Raw genomic sequence first — 19,133 nt, forward strand, 5'->3', positions numbered from 1 at the left:
GACATGGTTGATAGGCCAGGTGTGGAAGTGCTGTAAGGCATGGAGCTGACTGGTACTAATAGATCGAGGGCTTTACTTAAATAAAACTTGTAAGTTAATATATTATTCTTCTATGTAGTTTTCAGGGAACACCCTGACAAATTCAGTGACGATGGCTACGAGGAACCACCTGTTCCCATCCCGAACACAGTAGTTAAGCTCGTAAACGCCGAAAGTACTTGGCTGGAAACGGCCTGGAAGGATAGGAAGTTGCTGATTTACATTAGCGGGGGCTAGCAAATGCTAGCCCAGCTAAATACCTTGGTTCTGCTACAAGAATCACTTGACAAAGTATCAACTTTACGTTATACTGATTAAGTCGTAAAGATAGGGGTATAGCTCAATTGGTAGAGTAGCGGTCTCCAAAACCGTTGGTTGTGGGTTCAAGTCCTACTGCCCCTGCCAACTAAATTACATATGACTCAGTAGCTCAGCTGGATAGAGTGTTTGACTACGAATCAAAAGGTCGGGGGTTCGAATCCCTCCTGGGTCACCATCTTATGCGGGAGTGGCGGAATTGGCAGACGCACCAGACTTAGGATCTGGCGCCATTGGCGTGGGGGTTCAAGTCCCTTCTCCCGCACCATTTTAGAAGATAAGCGAATAGTTATATTCGCTTTTTTTGTATATGTCTTGTAAAATAATGTTCTTAATATATGTATTAAAAAGGAGGTTGCTATGAAAGTTACAGATTTAAGCTTTTTAGCATCTGCGATTTCTGGATTACGTGAAACTCGTTGGAACAAAGAAATTTTCAAAGCTTTTTTCTTCGGTCTTACTGTAGGTGGGTATTTAATATATGCAGCCCTTCATTATATTGAAGAATCCACAAATACGGCGATTAAAGAAAACTTAGAATAATCATAGGGGCTATAGATAACTATAGCCCTTTTTCTTGTATTTTTGATATACTTAAATTACTGGATTCTTTTGTTCATGAGGATGATGTAGTATAGTTTACTAATGTAGCAAGGACTACAATATCATAATTAATAGGAAAGGAAATGGTATATGTCGTTGACATATAAACCTATATTAGATATAGAAGGAACAATGAAAGATACCATAGATGCCTTTTATAGAAAAGGAGCTACACAAATCTATGGGTTAGGAGGTTCTCAGAAATCGTTTATCTACAGTCAAGCTATGATACACGATAGACAACAACAGACTTTGATTGTGACTCATGATAAGGCACACAAAGAAATGTGGGAGCGAGATATACAATGTCTCTTACCAGAAGTTAAGGTATTATCGTATCCCATTGTGGATAGAGCACTTTCACAGTGGACCGCAAAGAGTTTAGATACGCAGGCAAAGCGTATGGAAGTCTTAGGTAACCTAGCTTTAGGTAAGCCTGTAATTGTATTGGCTACTGTGGAAGAGGCAAGTCAGTTTGTAGGGGCACCTTCTACGGTGCTAAATCATATGATAACTCTACAGACTGAGCAAGATATAGATCAACAACATTTGTTGGAAAAATTAGTGCAAATTGGATATGAACGAGTGGACCAGGTGGAATATCGTGGTCATTTTAGTGTACGTGGAGATATTGTAGATGTATTCCCTATCCAAAGTGAATCTCCCTATCGCATTGAATTTTTTGGCGATACCATTGATACGATGCGTCAATTTAATGTGGATACACAACGCTCTATGGGGGACACTGAGGAATGTATGGTGTTACCTATCCATGCAGAGAATGATGAAGAAATATACTCAATTCTTTCCTATTTAGAGCAAGGTCTATTGATTTTGGATGAGCCGAAACGGTTAGAAGAAGCCTTAGGGAAGGTTCACAAGGAAGATACCACAAATGAAGAGTTATATATGCTTTGGAAAGAGTGGAAAGCATCTTCTAAGGCACATACCACTATTTTATTTAGTATGATGCAACGTTCTGCTGGATGGGGGAAAGTGCAAACTATTGGTATGCTGGGGAAATCCATTGCCTCTTATGAACGGCAGATTCCTATGCTCATGGATGACATCAAGTTTAATGCTTCTTTAGAGCGACAAATTGTATTGGTGTTGCACAATCAACAACGTCGTGAAGCCATAGAACATGCGTTAGTAGAGAATAAAATATCCTATGTGCATCGAGAGCACTGGGAATGGACTGCGCCAGCAGTGCTCATTGTGGAGGGCATACTTTCAGAGGGATTTGAGTTACCTCATTCTAATCTGACGGTCATCATAGAAGGGAATATTTTCGGCTTTCAGAAGAAAAAAATTCGGAAGAAAGTAGAAAAGGGCCAGGAAATAAAATATTTTACGGATATTAGTGTAGGCGATTATGTTGTACATAGCATCCACGGTATTGGTAAATATCGAGGGCTCAAAACGATTGAGACGGAAGGCATTCATCGGGACTATATTGAAATCGATTATGCGGGTACAGATCGGCTATTCTTGCCAGCAGACCATTTGGACCAACTGCAAAAATACATTGGTAATGAAGGGGTTACACCTAAATTACATAAAATGGGCGGTAAAGAATGGATTAAAACAAAAACAAAAGCTCAAAAATCCATTGATGATTTGGCGGATACATTGGTGGAACTCTATGCAAAACGAGAACTTATTGATGGTTATGCATTTTTACCAGACCAACCATGGCAACGTGAGTTTGAAGACCAGTTTCCATATGAAGAAACAGATGACCAATTACAAGCTATCCAAGAAATTAAAGAATCAATGGAATCGCCGCGTCCAATGGATAGATTGTTATGCGGTGATGTAGGGTTTGGTAAAACAGAAGTGGCTATGCGGGCTATGTTCAAAGCTGTCATGAGTGGGAAGCAAGTAGCTATGCTAGTACCAACTACAGTATTATCAGAGCAACATTATAAAACATTCTTGTACCGGTTTTCACAATTTGGCATACGTGTAGAAGTATTAAATCGATTCCGTTCTGCCAAAGAAAAGAAGGATATCATCAAAGCCGTACAAGATGGACAGGTAGATATCTTAATCGGCACCCACGCGTTACTTAATAAAAAAATTCAATTCAAAAAGCTAGGTCTGTTAGTTGTGGATGAGGAACAGCGATTCGGGGTAGCACAAAAAGAAAAGTGGAAACAATGGGCTACGAATATCGATATTTTAACTCTCAGTGCCACACCGATTCCTCGTACCTTGCATATGTCCTTGGTAGGGGTTCGTGAAATGAGTGTGATCCATACACCGCCAATGGAACGCTTGCCAGTACAAACCTATGTGGTCGAGTTCGACATGCAAGTAGTAACGGAAGCTATCCGCCGTGAGCTACAACGAGGTGGACAGGTATACTTTGTGTATAACAAGGTACAGTCCATTACCCATATGGAAGAACAGCTGCAACGAGCCATGCCGGACTTACGTATTGCGGTGGCACATGGTCAAATGGCAGGGGCTATGATGGAACATGTGATGCAAGACTTTACAGAAGGGCAATATGATGTGCTCTTATGTACGAGCATTATTGAAACGGGTTTAGATATTCCGAATGCTAATACCATTATTATTTACGATGCAGATCATTTGGGACTTTCACAGTTGTACCAAATGCGAGGACGAGTAGGACGGTCCAGCCAGCGGGCATATGCCTATTTCATGTATCGTCCAGATAAGGTTTTGAATGAAAGTGCGGAAAAACGGTTGAAAGCCATCCAAGAATTTACTGAATTGGGGGCAGGATTTAAGCTAGCTATGCGAGATATGGAAATTCGAGGAGCCGGCAATTTATTAGGGGCTCAACAGCATGGTAATATTGCTGCCGTCGGCTTTGCTATGTATGCAGTGATGTTAGAAGAGGCTATCGCCAAAGCACAGAAAAAAGATATGCCAGAACGACCATTGCCAGCGCCAGTAGTGGATGTGGGCATCGATGCTTTCATTGACAGTGCTTACATTCATGATGAGGCTCGAAAGATTTCTGTGTACCAACGTCTATTGCAAATCGATACAAAAGCTGGTTTAGATGATTTTGTGGATGAATTGATTGACCGTTTTGGGTCGCCGACGAAACCCGTGGAACGTCTTATTAAGTTGGCAGGTATTAAGGAACGTGCTCGTGCATTAGGTATGAAGAGCGTCATCCGGAAAGATGGAAACATTCTATTCACTTGGCAAGATGAATCGAAAATGGAAGACTGGGATATGGGCGCCATCAGTGAAGATATATGGAAACATATGAAGCATCGTGGATCGAATCCAACGGTATGGGCATATATTTTGCAATCTGGTGATGTAATCCGCCAGGTAGAACAGGTAATGAGTGAGTTTGAACGGAAACTTCCAAAGGAGAGCTAGTATGACAGGATTTATGAAAGGAGCTATGATTTTAACCGTAGCAGGGCTACTGGTGAAAGTCATAGGCGCCATCAGTAAGGTCATCGTAGCCCGCATTTTGGGAGGTGAAGGGGTAGGGCTCTACCAAATGGCCTATTCTCTGTACCAACTCATCATTAGTATTGGCGCAGCAGGGTTACCAGTGGCAATTTCTATTATGATTGCTCGCAAAGTAGGACAAGAGGACTTTCGAGGAGCACGGCATATCTTCAAGGTCGCATTGACCACCATGGGGCTCATGGGAGTATTGCTCAGTATAGGATTTTATGTTGCCATACCCTATGTTATTGATGTGGGACTCATTACAGATAACCGAGCAGAGGGAGCCTTATTAGCAGTAGCACCTGCCATTGGTATTGTATCCTTGCTAGCGTGCTTTCGGGGATACTTTCAAGGGTTTCAAAATATGCTACCAACAGGCATATCTCAGGTGTGCGAGCAGTTAGGACGTGTACTGGTCATGGTGGGGGCAGCTATGTATTTCTTGCCACAGGGCATTGAATTGGCGTCTAGCCGTGCTGCCTTATCTTCTGTCATTGGTGTAGGCTTAGGATTCCTAGTGTTGCTCTATTATTATGGACGAGAACCTAAATTAGAAGGACAACACTATCCCTTAGAATCACGGACATCGATTATAAAAGAATTAATTGTGTTGGCCGTTCCTGTGGCGTTGGCAAATATTATGATTCCTCTCATAGGAGCTATTGATTTGTGGTTGGTACCACAACAGCTGATGCTGTCGGGATATGGTAAAGAAGAGGCGACTACAGCCTTTGGATATTTGACAGGGATGGCTACTTCCCTAATTAGTTTACCTGTCATCGTGACCATGTCTCTAGCAACGAGTTTAGTACCTGCTATTTCTAGATTACATAGTGAACGAGATCAGCAAGAAATCCATCATCGTATGGGAACGGCACTACGGATGACAAATATTGTGACCATTCCTGCCTTTGTAGGGTTATGTGTATTGGCTACCCCTATTTCTCAGATGATGTTTGATACTCCTCATGCAGGTGGTGCCATTGCGGTACTCAGTGCTAGCATTTGGTTATTAGGTGTACAACAGGTTACCACAGGTGCTTTGCAGGGCTTAGGACGGACGGCAATCCCTATGTTTACATTGCTATTAGGCTCTGTTTTGAAAGTCTTGTTGAACCTCTATCTAACTCCCCAATGGGGTATCGAAGGGGCTGCGTGGGCAACGAATGTAGATTTTGGTATGGCAGCAGTGGTCAACTTATATATACTGTATCGCAGTACATCGTTCCAAGTATCTTTCATAGAAATAGGAAAAGTACTGTTTTCATCCCTAGCTATGGGGGGCGGCACAGTGATGGTCTATAATTTCATGAGTACTATCCTATCGAACACGATGAGCGTGGCACTATCTATCGTTCTAGGGATTGTATTCTATGTGTTGGCACTGGGCATTACGAAGACGATGGATTTGAAAGAGTGTAAAAGCTTGGTGAAACAAGCTATGAAGAAAGGAGGCGCTAAATGAGTCAAAAAGAAATGAGTTCCTTTACATTGGATCCATTGGTGGATGTATTAGCTGAATTACGTGGTCCTAAGGGGTGTTCCTGGGACAAATTACAAACCCATAGTTCCTTACGCAGATATTTGTTAGAAGAAGTGTATGAAACATTAGAAGCTATCGATGAACAAAATGTGGACCATTTACGAGAAGAGTTAGGCGATTTGTTGTTACAAATTGTGTTCCACGCACGTGTAGCAGAGGAAAATGGACATTTTACCATGCAAGATGTGGTTAATGACATTACGGCAAAAATGGTACGGCGTCATCCCCATGTATTTCAAACCGCAGATCGAGAAACTGTAGGTGACATATTAGCTACTTGGGAAGAATTGAAAGCAAAAGAAAAAGGTCATGAACGCACATCTATTTTGGATGGAATTTCTCCAGGCTTACCGGCACTGTTGCGAGCTCAAAAATTGCAAGAAAAAGCAAGTAAAGTAGGCTTTGATTGGCCTACGGAAGAAGGGGTATGGGCGAAGTTTTATGAAGAAATAGATGAATTTAAACAAGAAATATTCAAAAAAGATATAGAAAAAGCAGAAGAAGAGGGAGGAGATGTACTTTTTTCCTTGATAAATCTGTTTAAATGGTATAAAATAGTCGGAGAAAACGCACTACACCGCACGAATACAAAGTTTATACGGCGTTTTTCATACGTAGAACAAGAGGTTCAACGAAGTGGAAAAAAATGGGAAGATTTTACTCTCGAAGAGCTAGATGAATTTTGGGATGCGGCGAAGGTGAAACTTAACTCGAATGATTAAGTTAAAGGATACTATTTTTAAGGGAGGTTCAATCATGAACAAAACTGAATTAATTGCAAGCGTTGCAGCAAAAGCTGAATTGACAAAAAAAGATGCTGAAAAAGCAGTAAAAGCTTTATTCGACACAATCGGCGAAGCATTAGCAAAAGAAGAAAAAGTACAAGTAATCGGTTTCGGTACTTTTGAAGTTCGTACTCGTGCTGAACGTACTGGTCGCAATCCTCGTACAAAAGAAGAAATGAAAATTCCAGCGTCCAAATCCCCAGCTTTCAAAGCAGGTAAACAATTAAAAGATCTTGTTAATGGACCAGCTGCGCCAGTTCGCAAAAAATAATTCAGGTCATTCCTAAGAGATGTAATAACGCCACAATTCTAGACCTATATGGTTTGGAATGGTGGCGTTGTTTTGTATCTCTTTTAATTTGTGATAAAATAGACGTAATGTAGTTTTGCAATGAATCGTATAGGGGACGGTACATCGGTAGAAGGTAACTGAGGAAAGGAGGTCACATGGGACAACGTATTTTAATCGTATCTGCTTCCATTGGTACAGGTCATACGCAAGCAGCGCTGGCCATACAGGAATATTGGCAACAGAAGGATCCAAGTGCCGTAGTTCACCATGTGGACTTCCTCGGAACAGATACATTTTCCTTTGATAATCTATTGAAAGAAACCTATTTCAAGATGCTCGACTTTTTTCCGTTCCTCTATGACATTGTGTATCGTTGGTCTGGTGGGGAATGGAAAGGGAGCGTAGCCCAAACGGTGGTGTCGTGGATGCTGAAACATCGAATGGAAAAGCTCATCGAAAAGGAGCAACCTGATTTGATTGTATGTACCCATCCCTTTCCCTGCGGTGCGGCTAGTGTTTTGAAACGACATCGGAAAATCGATGTACCCATTGTAGCGGTTATGACTGACTTTGCGGCCCATCAATTTTGGCGCTATGATGAAATTGATGCGTACCATGTGGCAACGCCATCCATGGTGTACGAAGTGCTAAACATGGGGGTGCCCTTGGAGAAAATCCATGTGACGGGCATTCCAATTATGCGCCATTTCTTTACACCTTTAGAGGAACCCTATGGTAGCGATCAATGCAAACGGGTGTTGCTCATGGGTGGTGGACTTGGCTTAGGATGCGTAGAAGAAGCCTTACAGCGGTTAGACCATGTACCGGGCATCGATGAAATCCATGTAGTGGCTGGTTTGAACGATGGATTGTATAACTCGTTACATCACATGAAAGATTCCTTACGCACACCGATTTCCATTTATGGCTATACTAATGAGATTCCGCAACTGATGCGGAAAGCAACGCTACTTGTGACAAAACCAGGTGCCCTAACCTGTATGGAAGGGGTAACGATTGGTGTACCTATGGTATTTTTTAATGCTATTCCTGGACAAGAAGAGGCGAATGCTGAACTGTTAGAACAAAAAGGTTGTGGCAAGTGGGCACGACATATTGAAAACTTGGATGATGTAGTAGGTGCTTTGTTACAAAACCAAGAACGGTTACAGGCCATGCATGAAGCTGCCAAGGCTTGGAAAGTTGATGGGGCTGCAGACATTGTAGTTGCTTGTGAAGAGATGATTGCACACAAAATAGAGAATCACTGAATACATTTCAATTGCAATAGGCGACTATGATTACAAGCTAGTCAAGTAAGTGCTATTGTTATCAGGCAAATAAAAAAGGCTGTCACAACATGTATATTACATGCTGCGACAGCCTTTTGCTGTATTACTCGCTATAGGAGTCCATTTCAGAATCGTAACGCTCAATATTTTCATGGCGAATATCTTGCAACGTATCTAGCAGTTCTTCTGCACTTTCCACACGTAGGAACAAGTCTTTCAACTCTTCGCCGTTCGAAAGTGTTACGCTCCATTGAAATGTATCATTATCATCATACACAGAAACAATGACAGGCGTATCCATTGAAACAGGAATGCGGCCATCCTCATCGGAAACAATGGCGTATTGACCATCTTCTTCCTCGCTACCATCAGATAGTTCGTATAATAGAACATCCCGTTCGTCAACTTCTACAATTTCAAAACCAATATCTTCAAACTCTTGCTGAACCGTGTCAGTGTCCATGACAACCTCCTTATAAAATAATGAATAGATTATGTTTATTCTAATCCATGAAAGTGGGCGTGTCAATGGAGGAATGTGTGTTTACAAAGTGATAGATTTTAGATATGATAATAAAAAAGGAGGGATTACTATGGAAAAAGTATTAGATGTTGCTAAATATATTATTAGTCGATATGAAGAAGTGGCAGGCGTCACTATTGATGAGTTAAAATTACATAAACTTCTTTATTTTGTACAAAGAGAAGCAATAGCTATTACAGGTAATCCTATGTTTAAAGAAGACTTAGAAGGATGGAAGTATGGTCCAGTAAGTCCAGTAGTACGAAACTACTTTACGGATGATGGCTTATCTTTTGTGGATGAAAAGGAAATAGCAGATGAAAATAAATACATCGTTAATAATATCATTCATCAATATGGTGGCTTTGAATCATGGAAGTTGAGCGACTTATCGCATCAAGAGTATTCATGGAAACAGGCCCGTATAGGGGTAGCACCATTAGAAAATGGAAATCATATTATAAAAATTGAAGATATTTACAAGGATGCTCAAAAAATTAGACCGTATGACTCAGTATATGATATGTATTATGATGAATTTGAAGATGCGGAGGGCATGTGATGGTTGGAGATTTTTGTTTAGCAATATTTCCATATTATGATGCGAAAGCCAAAAAAAATAAATTCAAATATCGCCCTATTCTTGTCATTGCAGAAGCTGGATAAAATGACTGGGTAACATTACCAGTGTCTAAAATTTCTCATAAAGAATGTATTGATTTAGAATATGATATCAAAATAGAACCTATAAACTATCCGCTAATGAACTTGGCATGCGTTTCTTATATAAGAACACATAAACAAACCGTTACGCATCGTGCATCGCTTACGAAGGTAATTATTAATGTAAAGAAAATGTATCCTGGATTATATACTAGGGTAATAGATAAAGTTGAAGAAAAGTATAAAATAAATATAATCGAAGCAAGAAGTTGAGAAATTATTATTTTTATAAAACGTAAATATAAAAAGGAGTTGTAACAAATATGTAGAAGTACATTTTGATATAACTCCTTTTAATTTATGTAAATAAAGACTTTCTTAAATTGCAAGTAGAAATTGAACACTTTAATATAATCATTTTATTTACATTTGCTTGACATACGTATAAACACGTACTATAGTAAGCATAGGGCTTACTTTTCTATGCAATTAGTAATTTCGTATATAACTAAATGAAAGTTGGTGATGATTTTGGTAACACCCAAAGAACTATTGAAAGTATTAAAAAAGGATGGCTGGTATGTTGATCGAATACGAGGTTCACATCATATGTTAAAGCATACTGGCAAAGCTGGACGTGTTACAGTACCGGTACATAAAGAAGATTTAAAACCTAAAACGTTACATACGATTCTGAAGCAAGCAGGGATTAAATAATTATAGTAGAGAATAGATAAGGAAGATACTTTAAATAGGAGGTATATGATGAGAAAAGAAATGTATCCAGCAATTTTTAGCAGTGATGGAGATGGAGGATATACAGTCAGCTTTCCAGATTTACTAGGTTGTGTTACAGAAGGTAATACATTAGCCGAGGCGGTGGATATGGCAGAAGACGCACTGGGACTTTATTTATATTCATTGAGTGAAGATAAAGAAGAATTTCCAGTTCCTACGAGTCCAACTGATATACAATGTAGCTCGGGAGAGTTTATAGGATTAGTAAAATGGGATGAAGAAGCATATTTGAGAAAAACAGATAATCGAGCTGTAAAAAAAACGCTTACCATTCCTAGTTGGCTTAATCATAGGGCAGAAGAAGAGAATCTGAACTTTTCTAAAATATTACAAAGTGCATTAAAAGAAGAATTAGGAATTGTATAAACGAATATGAACATCTTAACATTACAAAATATAGAAAAATCCTATGGCACACGGTTATTGTTTAAAAACGTAAATGTAACCATAGCATCGCATCATCGCATTGGTTTGATTGGTGTGAATGGGACAGGAAAAACAACTTTATTACAGGTCCTAGAAGGAACGCAAGAACCAGATAAGGGCAGTATAGAACGAAATGGGAAAGCTATGATTCACCGGTTGGAGCAAGATCCGTATATCGATGAAACGACCACTTTGCTAGACAATGTTTTGCTAGGAGACCATCCGAAACTTTCACTGGTGCGAGATTTTGAAAGAGCCTTACAAGATCCAGAATCACTGCAATATATGAAATTATTGGCACGCATGGATGAAGAAGATGGCTGGATTGTAGAACAAGAAGCGAAAATGATTTTGACTCGTCTTGGCTTTCACGATGTACATGGGTCAGCAAAGTCATTATCTGGGGGACAACGGCGGAGACTGGCATTAGCCAGAGCCTTGGTCTATCCTTGTGATTTATTATTGCTTGACGAGCCTACGAATCATTTGGACGAGGCCACGATTGAATGGCTAGAACTATATTTAAAAGATAGAAAAGACGCCGTAGTATTGAGCACCCATGATAGATATTTCCTAGATGCCGTATGCAATACCATATGGGAATTATCGAATCAGACCATATATGAATTTCAAGAGACCTATGAAACCTATGTATCGTTGAAAGAAGAACGAGAAGCGCAACTCGATGCTATTGAAGAAAAGCGTAGAAAGTTAATCGCTAGTGAACTGAAATGGGTACGCCGTGGTGCGAAAGCACGGACCACGAAACAAAAGGCGAGGTTGCAACGGTTTGAACAATTGAAAGCTATGGAAAAACGACAAAAAGTAGGTACCGTGGATCCTATTGTATTAGCCTCTCGTTTGGGAAATACAATCTTCGACATAGAACATCTATCGTTTTCTTATGACGGTGGGCGAGATGTAATCAAAGACTTTACCTATCATATGGTGCGCCATGACCGTATCGGTGTGGTAGGACCTAATGGGATTGGTAAGACTACGTTGATGAAGCTATTCCAAGGCGCTTTGGAACCAACTGGTGGCACTATGGGTCGTGGAGAAACAGTTCGCATTGGATATTTCTCGCAACAATTACCAACCTTTAAAGAAGACCAACGGGTGTTGGACTATATTCGAGAAAATCGTTCGTACTTGCACTTGCCAGATGGTAGTTCCTTAAGTGCAGGCCAATTGTTGGAACGCTTTTTATTTCCACCATCCCATCATGGCTTGCCCATACGCAAACTATCGGGTGGGGAAAAACGTCGACTCTTTTTATTGCGCATCTTAATGGATGCACCGAATGTGCTGCTCTTAGATGAGCCTACCAATGACCTAGATATTCCAACCTTAGAAGTGTTAGAAGACTTCTTAGATTCTTATAGTGGTATTGTCATCACTGTCTGCCATGATCGGTACTTCTTAGATCGTGTAGTAGATAAGCTCTTTGTATTCACGGGTGGCGGGCATATCGAGGTGTATCATGGCGGTTACTCCGATTATGAAGCGGATACGCACCTAACCAGTGCCATAGGTGGTGAGACGAAGCGTGGTGTATTGCGTCATGCCGTTCATGTACAAGGCAGATCCCCTAGTTCTATGGAACAGGATATGGGATACCATGCCAATGAAGGGATGCTAGAGGATGCTGAAAGTAAACGGTCACCTGATGCTGGTATAGAGGCGCAAGATAGCATCAATCTAGTAGCAGTAGAGACTACGGTAGATAGCAAGGAGAGTGCCAAAAAGAAACTGACCTTAGGGGAGATGAAAGAACTTGAACAATTAGAACTTCGCATTGCGGAGTTAGAGGGACTGGTCAAGGCCTATGATGCTATGATTGCCCAAGGTGGTAGTGACTATGACGCTATTGAAAATACTGTCAAAGAACGAGAACAAGTAGTAGAAGAGCTAGATATGAGTACCTTGCGTTGGTTGGAATTGGAAGAAAAAAGAAACGCATAGACGGTATCAAGTTTTTGTTGGAGAAATAATTGCCTAGCTTTAAAGGAGAGTTCGTTCTTACCGAAGAATCCTGCGTCCACCTTGTGTAGTTGCTTGTAGCCATCCGTCACTTTTCTTTTCTACATCTGGGATTGCAGTTCTAGGTGCTGGAGAATACGTAATATATGGATATGACTTCCGCTGTTTCCTAGCAGCTATTTTTATAGAAGATAGAATCTTTGGTGTTTCTAAGTTGCTGAAATAATTGAAGTTATCGCCTCTGTATGCTTTCATCACGAACTCATGGATAGATCCGTTTTGGAGTAGAAGCTTCTGCTGATTTCTCATAACTCATAGATATGGCATGTTTAATAATTTCACTGGCACAGTAGGGCTCAATTCGTTTATGAGAAGGTAGATCTAATAATGCATCTAATAGATATACAAATTCTCTAGTTACTTTATCTTTGTAATTATTATCTGCTAAATGTGGTATAATATAGGCATGAGCAAGGAGAAGTTTATTAAAATTTAGAATACGGTGGTGAAGATTTATGGCGAAGAAAAAGTTTTATGCAGTAAAAGTAGGTAAAATACCAGGGATATATGGCACTTGGAGTGAAGCGGAGGAACAGGTTAAGGGATTTTCTGGCGCTGTGTATAAATCTTTTTCTACTGAGGAAGAAGCAATAACATATATATCTTGTGAAGATATAAAAGAAATTAAAAGCGTATCTGATGAAAGGTCTGCAATAAATAAAAAAATAGAACAGAAAATAAAAAACTTAGAAGATGGAATAGTAATTGCTTTTGTAGATGGTAGCCATTCTTTAGATGCAGATGGAAAAGAAAAATACAGTTTTGGTGTTGTACTTTTAACCAATGAATCAGAAGACAGTCTATATAAGGCTTTTATAGACAAAACTTATATGGATTCAAGAAATATTGCAGGTGAAATTGAAGGTGCTAAACAGGCTATTTTATGGGCTATTGAAAGAAATAAACAAAGAATAAAAATTTTTTATGATTATGAAGGTATTGAAAAGTGGGCAACGAAAGAATGGAAGTCTAAAGTCAAGATTTCACAGGAATATAGCAAATTCTTTGATGAGAAGTCAAAGTTGATAAATATAGAATTTGAGCATGTAAAAGCCCATAGCGGGATTGTGTATAATGAAAAAGCGGATGAATTAGCCAAAAAAGCTCTCTTGTCGCAAGGGTATAAAACATATAATGACGGATCTATCTATTTTGTAGGTTTTCAAAAGCAAGATTGGCTTAATATGGTAGAATCACTCAATCATGAAATCAATGAAGAAGATATTAAAGACAAAATTAAAGTGGAAGAATCTAGTCCAAAGGATTACTTAGATAAATTGATACTTGTGTTTGACGGTCAACGAGTGATTATTAACTGCTACAAAGGCAATAAATCTTATGTTCAAGGGAAACAAAGTTTACTGTTTCAGAAAATTATTTCATTGGCGATTGAAAATTTACCAACAGATAGTGCTGTTATAGAAACCTTAAATACGTATCATGCTTTAACAGTAGAGAAGCCGGAGGTTGAAAATGCTTTTTCTACGTTATTACCTAATTTTCCAATAGATGATAAAGATATAAAGCTTAGAAATACTTTATTATCCGCAGTATTTAATACACTGATAACAGGCTATATGCCGGATTATACTTGTCTGGTTACACCACTTTTTAGAGCGATGGAATTTTATTTGCATAGAATTTTACATGATAAATTGGGTAATAATACAACTAGAACAGGGAAAGATGGCAAATTTAAAGGAAATAATTTTGCTTTCTTTGATGAAAATAAAACAACAGGAAATTTTGAATATAATTCATCTGCTGTAGGCTTAAGTTCTAATCAAATAGATTATCTTAATCAGTTATATAGTAGGTATAACAAAATGCGACATCCATATTCTCATTGGGCAGAAAATTCAATAGATACTCATGTTATAACGGATATAAAAACAGCTCATGATTTAATTTTAGATGGCTTGCAACTTATAAATGAATATTATATAATATATTAATTGCTTTTTATAAGAATGATTAGAGAGGAAGGAGGAGATGTTGTAATGGAGCTATATTTAATAAATAGTTTGAAAAAGGATGGATTTGATACGATAATTACATTATTGGATTACCAAACCCAAATATCAAGATGTTTAAAATCCATTAGAATGTCTCCAGATACAACAAGAAAACTCTTGATAGATACTATATTATGTTCGGGAATGAATGAGTATCGTTTTATTGAAACTACTTTAAATGAGGATGGAACAATAAATTTAAATCATTATAATTATGTTACTGTGAATAATGATGTACTTGAAAAAGCAAATGAGATTTTAAAATATCAGCCTGCTTTTTTAAGAAATTCTGTGTTGCCGGAATCACAAATTAAAAAAATAGCACAGAATTAAATATACCATATACCATATACCATCATATGACGCAACAAAGCACTTAAAGAAATTTAGGTGCTTTTTTTAATTACGGTTCTTTGTCAAATGTGAGGGCTGCTCATATAAAAGAATCTTAGCGCTAGCTATCTAAATAGCTAGTGCTATTCTTTTTGCGATTCTTTAGTAACGAGAAACTCTCTATTAAAGCTAGACAATTATTTCCCAATAAAAAACTTGATACAGTCAAATGCTAAAAAATACTTGCTTTTTTAAAGTCGGTGTGATATCATATGCGTAAGTCAATTGAATAAATTTGTCATGTAAGCAAAAATCTGGCACATGGAATGAGAGGAAACAAGGATACTCTAGGGATATGTTGCGAGAGAGTACGCTGGATGCAAATGTATACAAGTGACTATGTATATTATTTTATTTTTCATTGAGAGGTAGTTATCATGAAAAAACATTTAGCAGTATTAGCAGCAACAGCAGTATTGGGTGTTACTTCTGCATTCGCAGCAAACCCATTCTCCGATGTAACTCCACAAGATTGGGCATACCAAGCAGTAGCTCAATTGGCAGCTCAAGGCGTAGTTAACGGCTACCCAGATGGTACTTTCCAAGGTCAAAACAACATCACTCGTTATGAAATGGCTCAAATGGTAGCAAAAGCTATGGTTCAACAAGACCGTGTTGATGCAGAACAAAATGCAATCATCAATCGTTTGGCTAACGAATTCTCCGCTGAGTTGAACAACCTAGGCGTTCGTACAGCAACATTAGAAAACAAAGTGGGCAACTTCAAATTCACTGGTGATGCTCGTCTTCGTTACATTGGCACTAATGATGCACGTAAATCTAAATTTGATTACCGTGGACGTGTAAAATTCGAAGCAACTGTAAATGATAATACTAAAGCAGTAATTCGTTTATCCAGTGGTACTCGTGTATTTGGCGAAAACTCAAATGCAGCGGATGTATTAGCGGTAAATCATGCAAACGCTGGTCACAGTGGTACAGCTAAACTTACATCAACCAACAATGGTGCAGAAATCGATCGTGTATATGTACAACATAACTTTGGTAAACACGTAACTGCATCTGCTGGTCGTCAAAACTTATTCATTGGTAGTGGTTTAGTATATGATGATGCATTTGATGGTGTGATTGCTATGGCGGGTAAAGACAAATTAAATGCAACAGTAGCATATGGTTATGCAACATTTGAACCTACTAAACGTGTAGATAATGAAGAATTTAATGCTTATCAATTGAACTATAAACCAGTTGAAAATGTTGCACTTTCTGGTTACTTCGGTAAAGTACATGAAAAAGATGGTGTAGGTTTCCACGGTGCTTCTTTAGATGTGAACTTCGGTCGTGACCATAAATTCTGGGCTGGTGCTGAATATGCGAAAGCTGAATCTGAAGGTGCAGCAGGCGAAGCTTGGATTGCTGGCTTAGGCTATGGCGAAGCTGAAATGGCTAAAGTTGGTACTTGGGGAGCAAAAGTTCAATACTTCAATGCTAAAGCTGATTCCCCAATCGCTAGCTCCACTTGGAACTTTGTGGACAACGACAAAAAAGGTTTCTTAACTACAGTTGATTACACATTGGCTAAAAATGTTGGTTTATCTGCATATGCAACAATCAACACTAAAAACCATGCTGAAAAAAATAACAACTTACCTGAATCTTATCGTGCAGAACTTAACTACAAATTCTAATTTGTTAGTTGCTTATACAAAGAGAACTCCTTCGGGAGTTCTTTTTGCATATATGAATAGATACAACTTTCATAAACCGTGATATAATACAAGGTAAGAATAGTAAGTTATACTGAAATGGAAGGTGTTATAATGAATGATTGGTTATTTCTGTTAATCAATAGTATGGCGAATCGAAGTGTCTTAATTGATGCGGCTATGATTGGTATTTCTAAAGGGATACCTTATTTGTATATGGTTATACTGGCAGGGCTGTATATACAGGGATTCCGTAAAAAGAGTTTTAAGCTACGGGGAGAGAGTGTCGCTACTGGTGTTCTTTTGGTGATTTGTTTATTAGGTAGTTATGTATTGGGCGCCCTAATTTATGAAAATCGTCCTTTTGTAGATCATCCAGAAACGGTATTAATCGTGAGTCATGCAGCGGATGCCAGTTTCCCCAGTGATCATGCAGTAGGTAGCATGGCTATCGCCTGTGGTATTTTATTCTACAGGTGGAATCTTGGTACATGGATGGTTTATGGCTCTATCTTAGTGGGGATCTCTCGTGTATTTGTGGGAAACCATTACCCCGGAGATATACTGGGGGCTTTCATTCTCGTGTGGATTTTGACGGCTGTGTATAATAAAACTATACGTCGTGGTGTGGTACGATTGTATAGAGGATTAGATACACGACTTATGCGTGAGTATGTGAGACGATTCCAAACCAGAAGAGATGAGTAGAGAGAATCTACTTAATTAACTAAATAAATAATAAGGTTTCTATCTGTAAGGCTTTCACAAAAGTGAAAGCCTTTTTGAATTAAAAAAATGTAATATAGATAAGTAATTTGATTTAATCTATATTGCCATATTATGACAGCAATGATAAAATTAACCTATAAGGTTAATTTTTAGTCTATTAGGTGGTGATGCTTTGGAGATTGCATATAAATCTAAAAAGTTAGAGAAAGTATGTGAAGACAAGAAAACAGCAGTAAAAACCTATGGTCCAGATATGGCGAGAAAAATAAAAATTAGAATTAATGAGATTAGAGCTTCTGACTCTATAGAAGAGATGATTCAATTTCAGGTTGGAAGATGTCATGCTTTACTAGGCAATAGATTAGGTGAGTATGCGGTTGATCTTGTCCAACCATTTAGATTGATCTTTGAAAAAGATAAGGATACGGGGTCACTTAAAATTGTAAAAATTATAGATATAGTCGATTATCATTGAAATTATTAAGGAGAGAAAGAAATTATGGAAAGCAAATCATATATAGCCGTTCCGCCGGGGGAATCGATACGAGAACAGTTAGATATACGTAATATGAATCAAAAGGAATTTGCATTGCGCATGAATATGTCCGAGAAGCATGTAAGTAATTTATTAAATGGAAAGGTCAGTTTGACGAATGATGTAGCCAATAGATTAGAACGAGTATTGGGGGTGCCTGCACGATTTTGGAATCGTTTAGAGTCCTTATATAGGGAGGACCTAGCTAAGGTAGAGACAGAAAATTTAGCGGATAAAGAGATTAATTTTATTAATAGTTTCCCATATAGCGATATGGTAAAAGCTCATATGGTTGATAAGGCTGCTAATCATGTGGATAGGCATATTAATTTATGTCAGTTCTTTGAAGTTGCTAATTTGAGTCTATTGGATGATATGCGTATTTTACCAATTATTTGTCGTCAATTGGGAGATACAGATAAGGCTATGCGTGCGAAATTGGTGATAGCTCAGTATGCAAAATTACAAGCAAGGGATATAAGTTTATGTCGCTATTCAAAAGAAAAGTTATTAGCATGTATTGCTTTTTTAAAACAATTTACCAAATGTGAAACATTTAGCTTTTTTGAAGAGGTTAGAACGGCTCTTTCAGAATGTGGTATAGCGTTGGTATTAGTACCTCATATTCCTAGCTCATTCTTACAAGGATTATCTTTCATAGATGATGCAAGTCAAAAAATTATAGTAGGTATTAGTTTACGACAAAAAAGAGCAGATGTATTTTGGTTTACATTGTTTCATGAGTTAGCCCATATTATAGAGGGGGATATTTATAAAGTTTATGGTGCATGTAATAATGATGAACAAAAAGCAGACTCATTAGCTAGTTCTTGTTTAATCGATGGAACTGCCTATAAGAATTTTATTAACAAGACGCCAATTAATATTGATACGATTCAGGCCTTTGCAGATACTCAAGAGATAGGGGTAGCGTTAGTAATAGGAAGGCTACAAAAAGACAAAATTATAGGGTATAATCAATTTAATAAGTATATTGCTACGTATAGCACATAGGA

Annotated in this window: 19 protein-coding genes, 3 tRNA genes and 1 rRNA gene; 20 read left to right on the top strand and 3 right to left on the bottom strand. The window is 38.3% G+C overall.

Features of this window, described 5'->3' with window-relative positions:
• The first annotated feature begins 141 nt into the window (after nucleotides 1-141).
• From rrf to EO125_RS06815, 10 genes are all read left to right on the top strand, one after another.
• A 5S ribosomal RNA gene (rrf, locus tag EO125_RS06770) occupies nucleotides 142-258 on the top strand.
• Nucleotides 259-368: 110 nt separating this feature from the next.
• Nucleotides 369-444, top strand: a tRNA-Trp gene (locus EO125_RS06775).
• Between the two features lie 14 nt (nucleotides 445-458).
• Nucleotides 459-535: transfer RNA gene (locus tag EO125_RS06780), tRNA-Arg, on the top strand.
• A gap of 6 nt (nucleotides 536-541) precedes the next feature.
• Nucleotides 542-625, top strand: a tRNA-Leu gene (locus EO125_RS06785).
• A 92-nt stretch (nucleotides 626-717) separates the two neighbouring features.
• Complete coding sequence (locus EO125_RS06790; protein ID WP_127148222.1) at nucleotides 718-900, top strand: hypothetical protein; 183 nt, start codon at nucleotides 718-720, stop codon at nucleotides 898-900.
• Between the two features lie 150 nt (nucleotides 901-1,050).
• On the top strand, nucleotides 1,051-4,332 hold the full coding sequence (gene mfd / locus EO125_RS06795) for a transcription-repair coupling factor (RefSeq protein WP_127148223.1): 3,282 nt from the start codon (nucleotides 1,051-1,053) through the stop codon (nucleotides 4,330-4,332).
• Between the two features lies 1 nt (nucleotide 4,333).
• On the top strand, nucleotides 4,334-5,878 hold the full coding sequence (locus EO125_RS06800; RefSeq protein WP_127148224.1) for a polysaccharide biosynthesis protein: 1,545 nt from the start codon (nucleotides 4,334-4,336) through the stop codon (nucleotides 5,876-5,878).
• Nucleotides 5,875-6,678 (top strand): nucleoside triphosphate pyrophosphohydrolase, encoded by an 804-nt coding sequence (mazG, locus tag EO125_RS06805; RefSeq protein WP_127148225.1) that lies wholly within the window; start codon nucleotides 5,875-5,877, stop codon nucleotides 6,676-6,678. Before EO125_RS06800 ends, mazG begins: the two co-directional genes overlap by 4 nt.
• 34 nt (nucleotides 6,679-6,712) lie before the next feature.
• Complete coding sequence (locus tag EO125_RS06810; RefSeq protein WP_127148226.1) at nucleotides 6,713-7,012, top strand: HU family DNA-binding protein; 300 nt, start codon at nucleotides 6,713-6,715, stop codon at nucleotides 7,010-7,012.
• A gap of 176 nt (nucleotides 7,013-7,188) precedes the next feature.
• Entirely contained in the window at nucleotides 7,189-8,304 is a 1,116-nt protein-coding gene (locus tag EO125_RS06815; RefSeq protein ID WP_127148227.1) for a glycosyltransferase, read from the top strand.
• Nucleotides 8,305-8,428: 124 nt separating this feature from the next.
• Here the strand turns inward: EO125_RS06815 and EO125_RS06820 are convergent, their stop codons facing one another.
• Nucleotides 8,429-8,788 (bottom strand): hypothetical protein, encoded by a 360-nt coding sequence (locus EO125_RS06820; protein WP_127148228.1) that lies wholly within the window; start codon nucleotides 8,786-8,788, stop codon nucleotides 8,429-8,431.
• A 130-nt stretch (nucleotides 8,789-8,918) separates the two neighbouring features.
• On the opposite strand from EO125_RS06820, the gene EO125_RS06825 reads away from it, so the two are divergent.
• From EO125_RS06825 to EO125_RS06840, 4 genes are all read left to right on the top strand, one after another.
• Complete coding sequence (locus EO125_RS06825; RefSeq protein WP_127148229.1) at nucleotides 8,919-9,410, top strand: Panacea domain-containing protein; 492 nt, start codon at nucleotides 8,919-8,921, stop codon at nucleotides 9,408-9,410.
• Nucleotides 9,411-10,036: 626 nt separating this feature from the next.
• The gene (locus tag EO125_RS06830; protein ID WP_164726466.1) at nucleotides 10,037-10,228 is read left to right on the top strand and encodes a type II toxin-antitoxin system HicA family toxin; all 192 of its coding nucleotides are present in this window, start codon (nucleotides 10,037-10,039) and stop codon (nucleotides 10,226-10,228) included.
• Between the two features lie 45 nt (nucleotides 10,229-10,273).
• Nucleotides 10,274-10,675, top strand: coding sequence for a type II toxin-antitoxin system HicB family antitoxin (locus EO125_RS06835; RefSeq protein WP_240630453.1), 402 nt, complete (start codon nucleotides 10,274-10,276; stop codon nucleotides 10,673-10,675).
• A 6-nt stretch (nucleotides 10,676-10,681) separates the two neighbouring features.
• Nucleotides 10,682-12,700: an ABC-F family ATP-binding cassette domain-containing protein gene (locus EO125_RS06840; protein ID WP_127148230.1), complete on the top strand. Its 2,019-nt coding sequence runs from the start codon at nucleotides 10,682-10,684 to the stop codon at nucleotides 12,698-12,700.
• 57 nt (nucleotides 12,701-12,757) lie between these two features.
• Here the strand turns inward: EO125_RS06840 and EO125_RS06845 are convergent, their stop codons facing one another.
• Together EO125_RS06845 and EO125_RS10195 are read right to left on the bottom strand one after the other, a co-directional pair.
• Nucleotides 12,758-12,973, bottom strand: a complete 216-nt coding sequence (locus EO125_RS06845) for a hypothetical protein (RefSeq protein WP_127148231.1) — start codon at nucleotides 12,971-12,973, stop codon at nucleotides 12,758-12,760.
• 7 nt (nucleotides 12,974-12,980) lie between these two features.
• Nucleotides 12,981-13,235, bottom strand: a complete 255-nt coding sequence (locus EO125_RS10195) for a UPF0236 family transposase-like protein (RefSeq protein ID WP_127148265.1) — start codon at nucleotides 13,233-13,235, stop codon at nucleotides 12,981-12,983.
• On the opposite strand from EO125_RS10195, the gene EO125_RS06855 reads away from it, so the two are divergent.
• From EO125_RS06855 to EO125_RS06880, 6 genes are all read left to right on the top strand, one after another.
• Nucleotides 13,234-14,733, top strand: coding sequence for a viroplasmin family protein (locus EO125_RS06855; RefSeq protein ID WP_127148232.1), 1,500 nt, complete (start codon nucleotides 13,234-13,236; stop codon nucleotides 14,731-14,733). The two genes, EO125_RS10195 and EO125_RS06855, sit on opposite strands and share 2 nt — an antisense overlap.
• Before the next feature lie 45 nt (nucleotides 14,734-14,778).
• Nucleotides 14,779-15,126: a type II toxin-antitoxin system RnlB family antitoxin gene (locus EO125_RS06860; RefSeq protein ID WP_127148233.1), complete on the top strand. Its 348-nt coding sequence runs from the start codon at nucleotides 14,779-14,781 to the stop codon at nucleotides 15,124-15,126.
• 437 nt (nucleotides 15,127-15,563) lie between these two features.
• Nucleotides 15,564-16,835: an S-layer homology domain-containing protein gene (locus tag EO125_RS06865; RefSeq protein WP_127148234.1), complete on the top strand. Its 1,272-nt coding sequence runs from the start codon at nucleotides 15,564-15,566 to the stop codon at nucleotides 16,833-16,835.
• Nucleotides 16,836-16,967: 132 nt separating this feature from the next.
• The gene (locus EO125_RS06870; protein WP_164726467.1) at nucleotides 16,968-17,561 is read left to right on the top strand and encodes a phosphatase PAP2 family protein; all 594 of its coding nucleotides are present in this window, start codon (nucleotides 16,968-16,970) and stop codon (nucleotides 17,559-17,561) included.
• Between the two features lie 193 nt (nucleotides 17,562-17,754).
• On the top strand, nucleotides 17,755-18,057 hold the full coding sequence (locus EO125_RS06875; RefSeq protein WP_127148236.1) for a type II toxin-antitoxin system RelE/ParE family toxin: 303 nt from the start codon (nucleotides 17,755-17,757) through the stop codon (nucleotides 18,055-18,057).
• Nucleotides 18,058-18,081: 24 nt separating this feature from the next.
• Nucleotides 18,082-19,131, top strand: coding sequence for a helix-turn-helix domain-containing protein (locus tag EO125_RS06880; RefSeq protein ID WP_127148237.1), 1,050 nt, complete (start codon nucleotides 18,082-18,084; stop codon nucleotides 19,129-19,131).
• Nucleotides 19,132-19,133: the final 2 nt, after the last annotated feature.

Source organism: Veillonella sp. VA139, assembly GCF_003992005.1.
Classification (GTDB): Bacteria; Bacillota; Negativicutes; order Veillonellales; family Veillonellaceae; genus F0422.

Coding starts and splice junctions, on each gene's coding strand:
- EO125_RS06855 (WP_127148232.1), top strand. CDS start 13,234: ATGGCGAAGAAAAAGTTTTATGCAGTAAAAGTAGGTAAAATACCAGGG.
- EO125_RS06810 (WP_127148226.1), top strand. CDS start 6,713: ATGAACAAAACTGAATTAATTGCAAGCGTTGCAGCAAAAGCTGAATTG.
- EO125_RS06830 (WP_164726466.1), top strand. CDS start 10,037: ATGATTTTGGTAACACCCAAAGAACTATTGAAAGTATTAAAAAAGGAT.
- EO125_RS06790 (WP_127148222.1), top strand. CDS start 718: ATGAAAGTTACAGATTTAAGCTTTTTAGCATCTGCGATTTCTGGATTA.
- EO125_RS06835 (WP_240630453.1), top strand. CDS start 10,274: ATGATGAGAAAAGAAATGTATCCAGCAATTTTTAGCAGTGATGGAGAT.
- EO125_RS06865 (WP_127148234.1), top strand. CDS start 15,564: ATGAAAAAACATTTAGCAGTATTAGCAGCAACAGCAGTATTGGGTGTT.
- EO125_RS06825 (WP_127148229.1), top strand. CDS start 8,919: ATGGAAAAAGTATTAGATGTTGCTAAATATATTATTAGTCGATATGAA.
- EO125_RS06820 (WP_127148228.1), bottom strand. CDS start 8,788: ATGGACACTGACACGGTTCAGCAAGAGTTTGAAGATATTGGTTTTGAA.
- EO125_RS06880 (WP_127148237.1), top strand. CDS start 18,082: ATGGAAAGCAAATCATATATAGCCGTTCCGCCGGGGGAATCGATACGA.
- mazG (WP_127148225.1), top strand. CDS start 5,875: ATGAGTCAAAAAGAAATGAGTTCCTTTACATTGGATCCATTGGTGGAT.
- EO125_RS06800 (WP_127148224.1), top strand. CDS start 4,334: ATGACAGGATTTATGAAAGGAGCTATGATTTTAACCGTAGCAGGGCTA.
- mfd (WP_127148223.1), top strand. CDS start 1,051: ATGTCGTTGACATATAAACCTATATTAGATATAGAAGGAACAATGAAA.
- EO125_RS06870 (WP_164726467.1), top strand. CDS start 16,968: ATGAATGATTGGTTATTTCTGTTAATCAATAGTATGGCGAATCGAAGT.
- EO125_RS06845 (WP_127148231.1), bottom strand. CDS start 12,973: ATGAAAGCATACAGAGGCGATAACTTCAATTATTTCAGCAACTTAGAA.
- EO125_RS06860 (WP_127148233.1), top strand. CDS start 14,779: ATGGAGCTATATTTAATAAATAGTTTGAAAAAGGATGGATTTGATACG.
- EO125_RS06840 (WP_127148230.1), top strand. CDS start 10,682: ATGAACATCTTAACATTACAAAATATAGAAAAATCCTATGGCACACGG.
- EO125_RS06815 (WP_127148227.1), top strand. CDS start 7,189: ATGGGACAACGTATTTTAATCGTATCTGCTTCCATTGGTACAGGTCAT.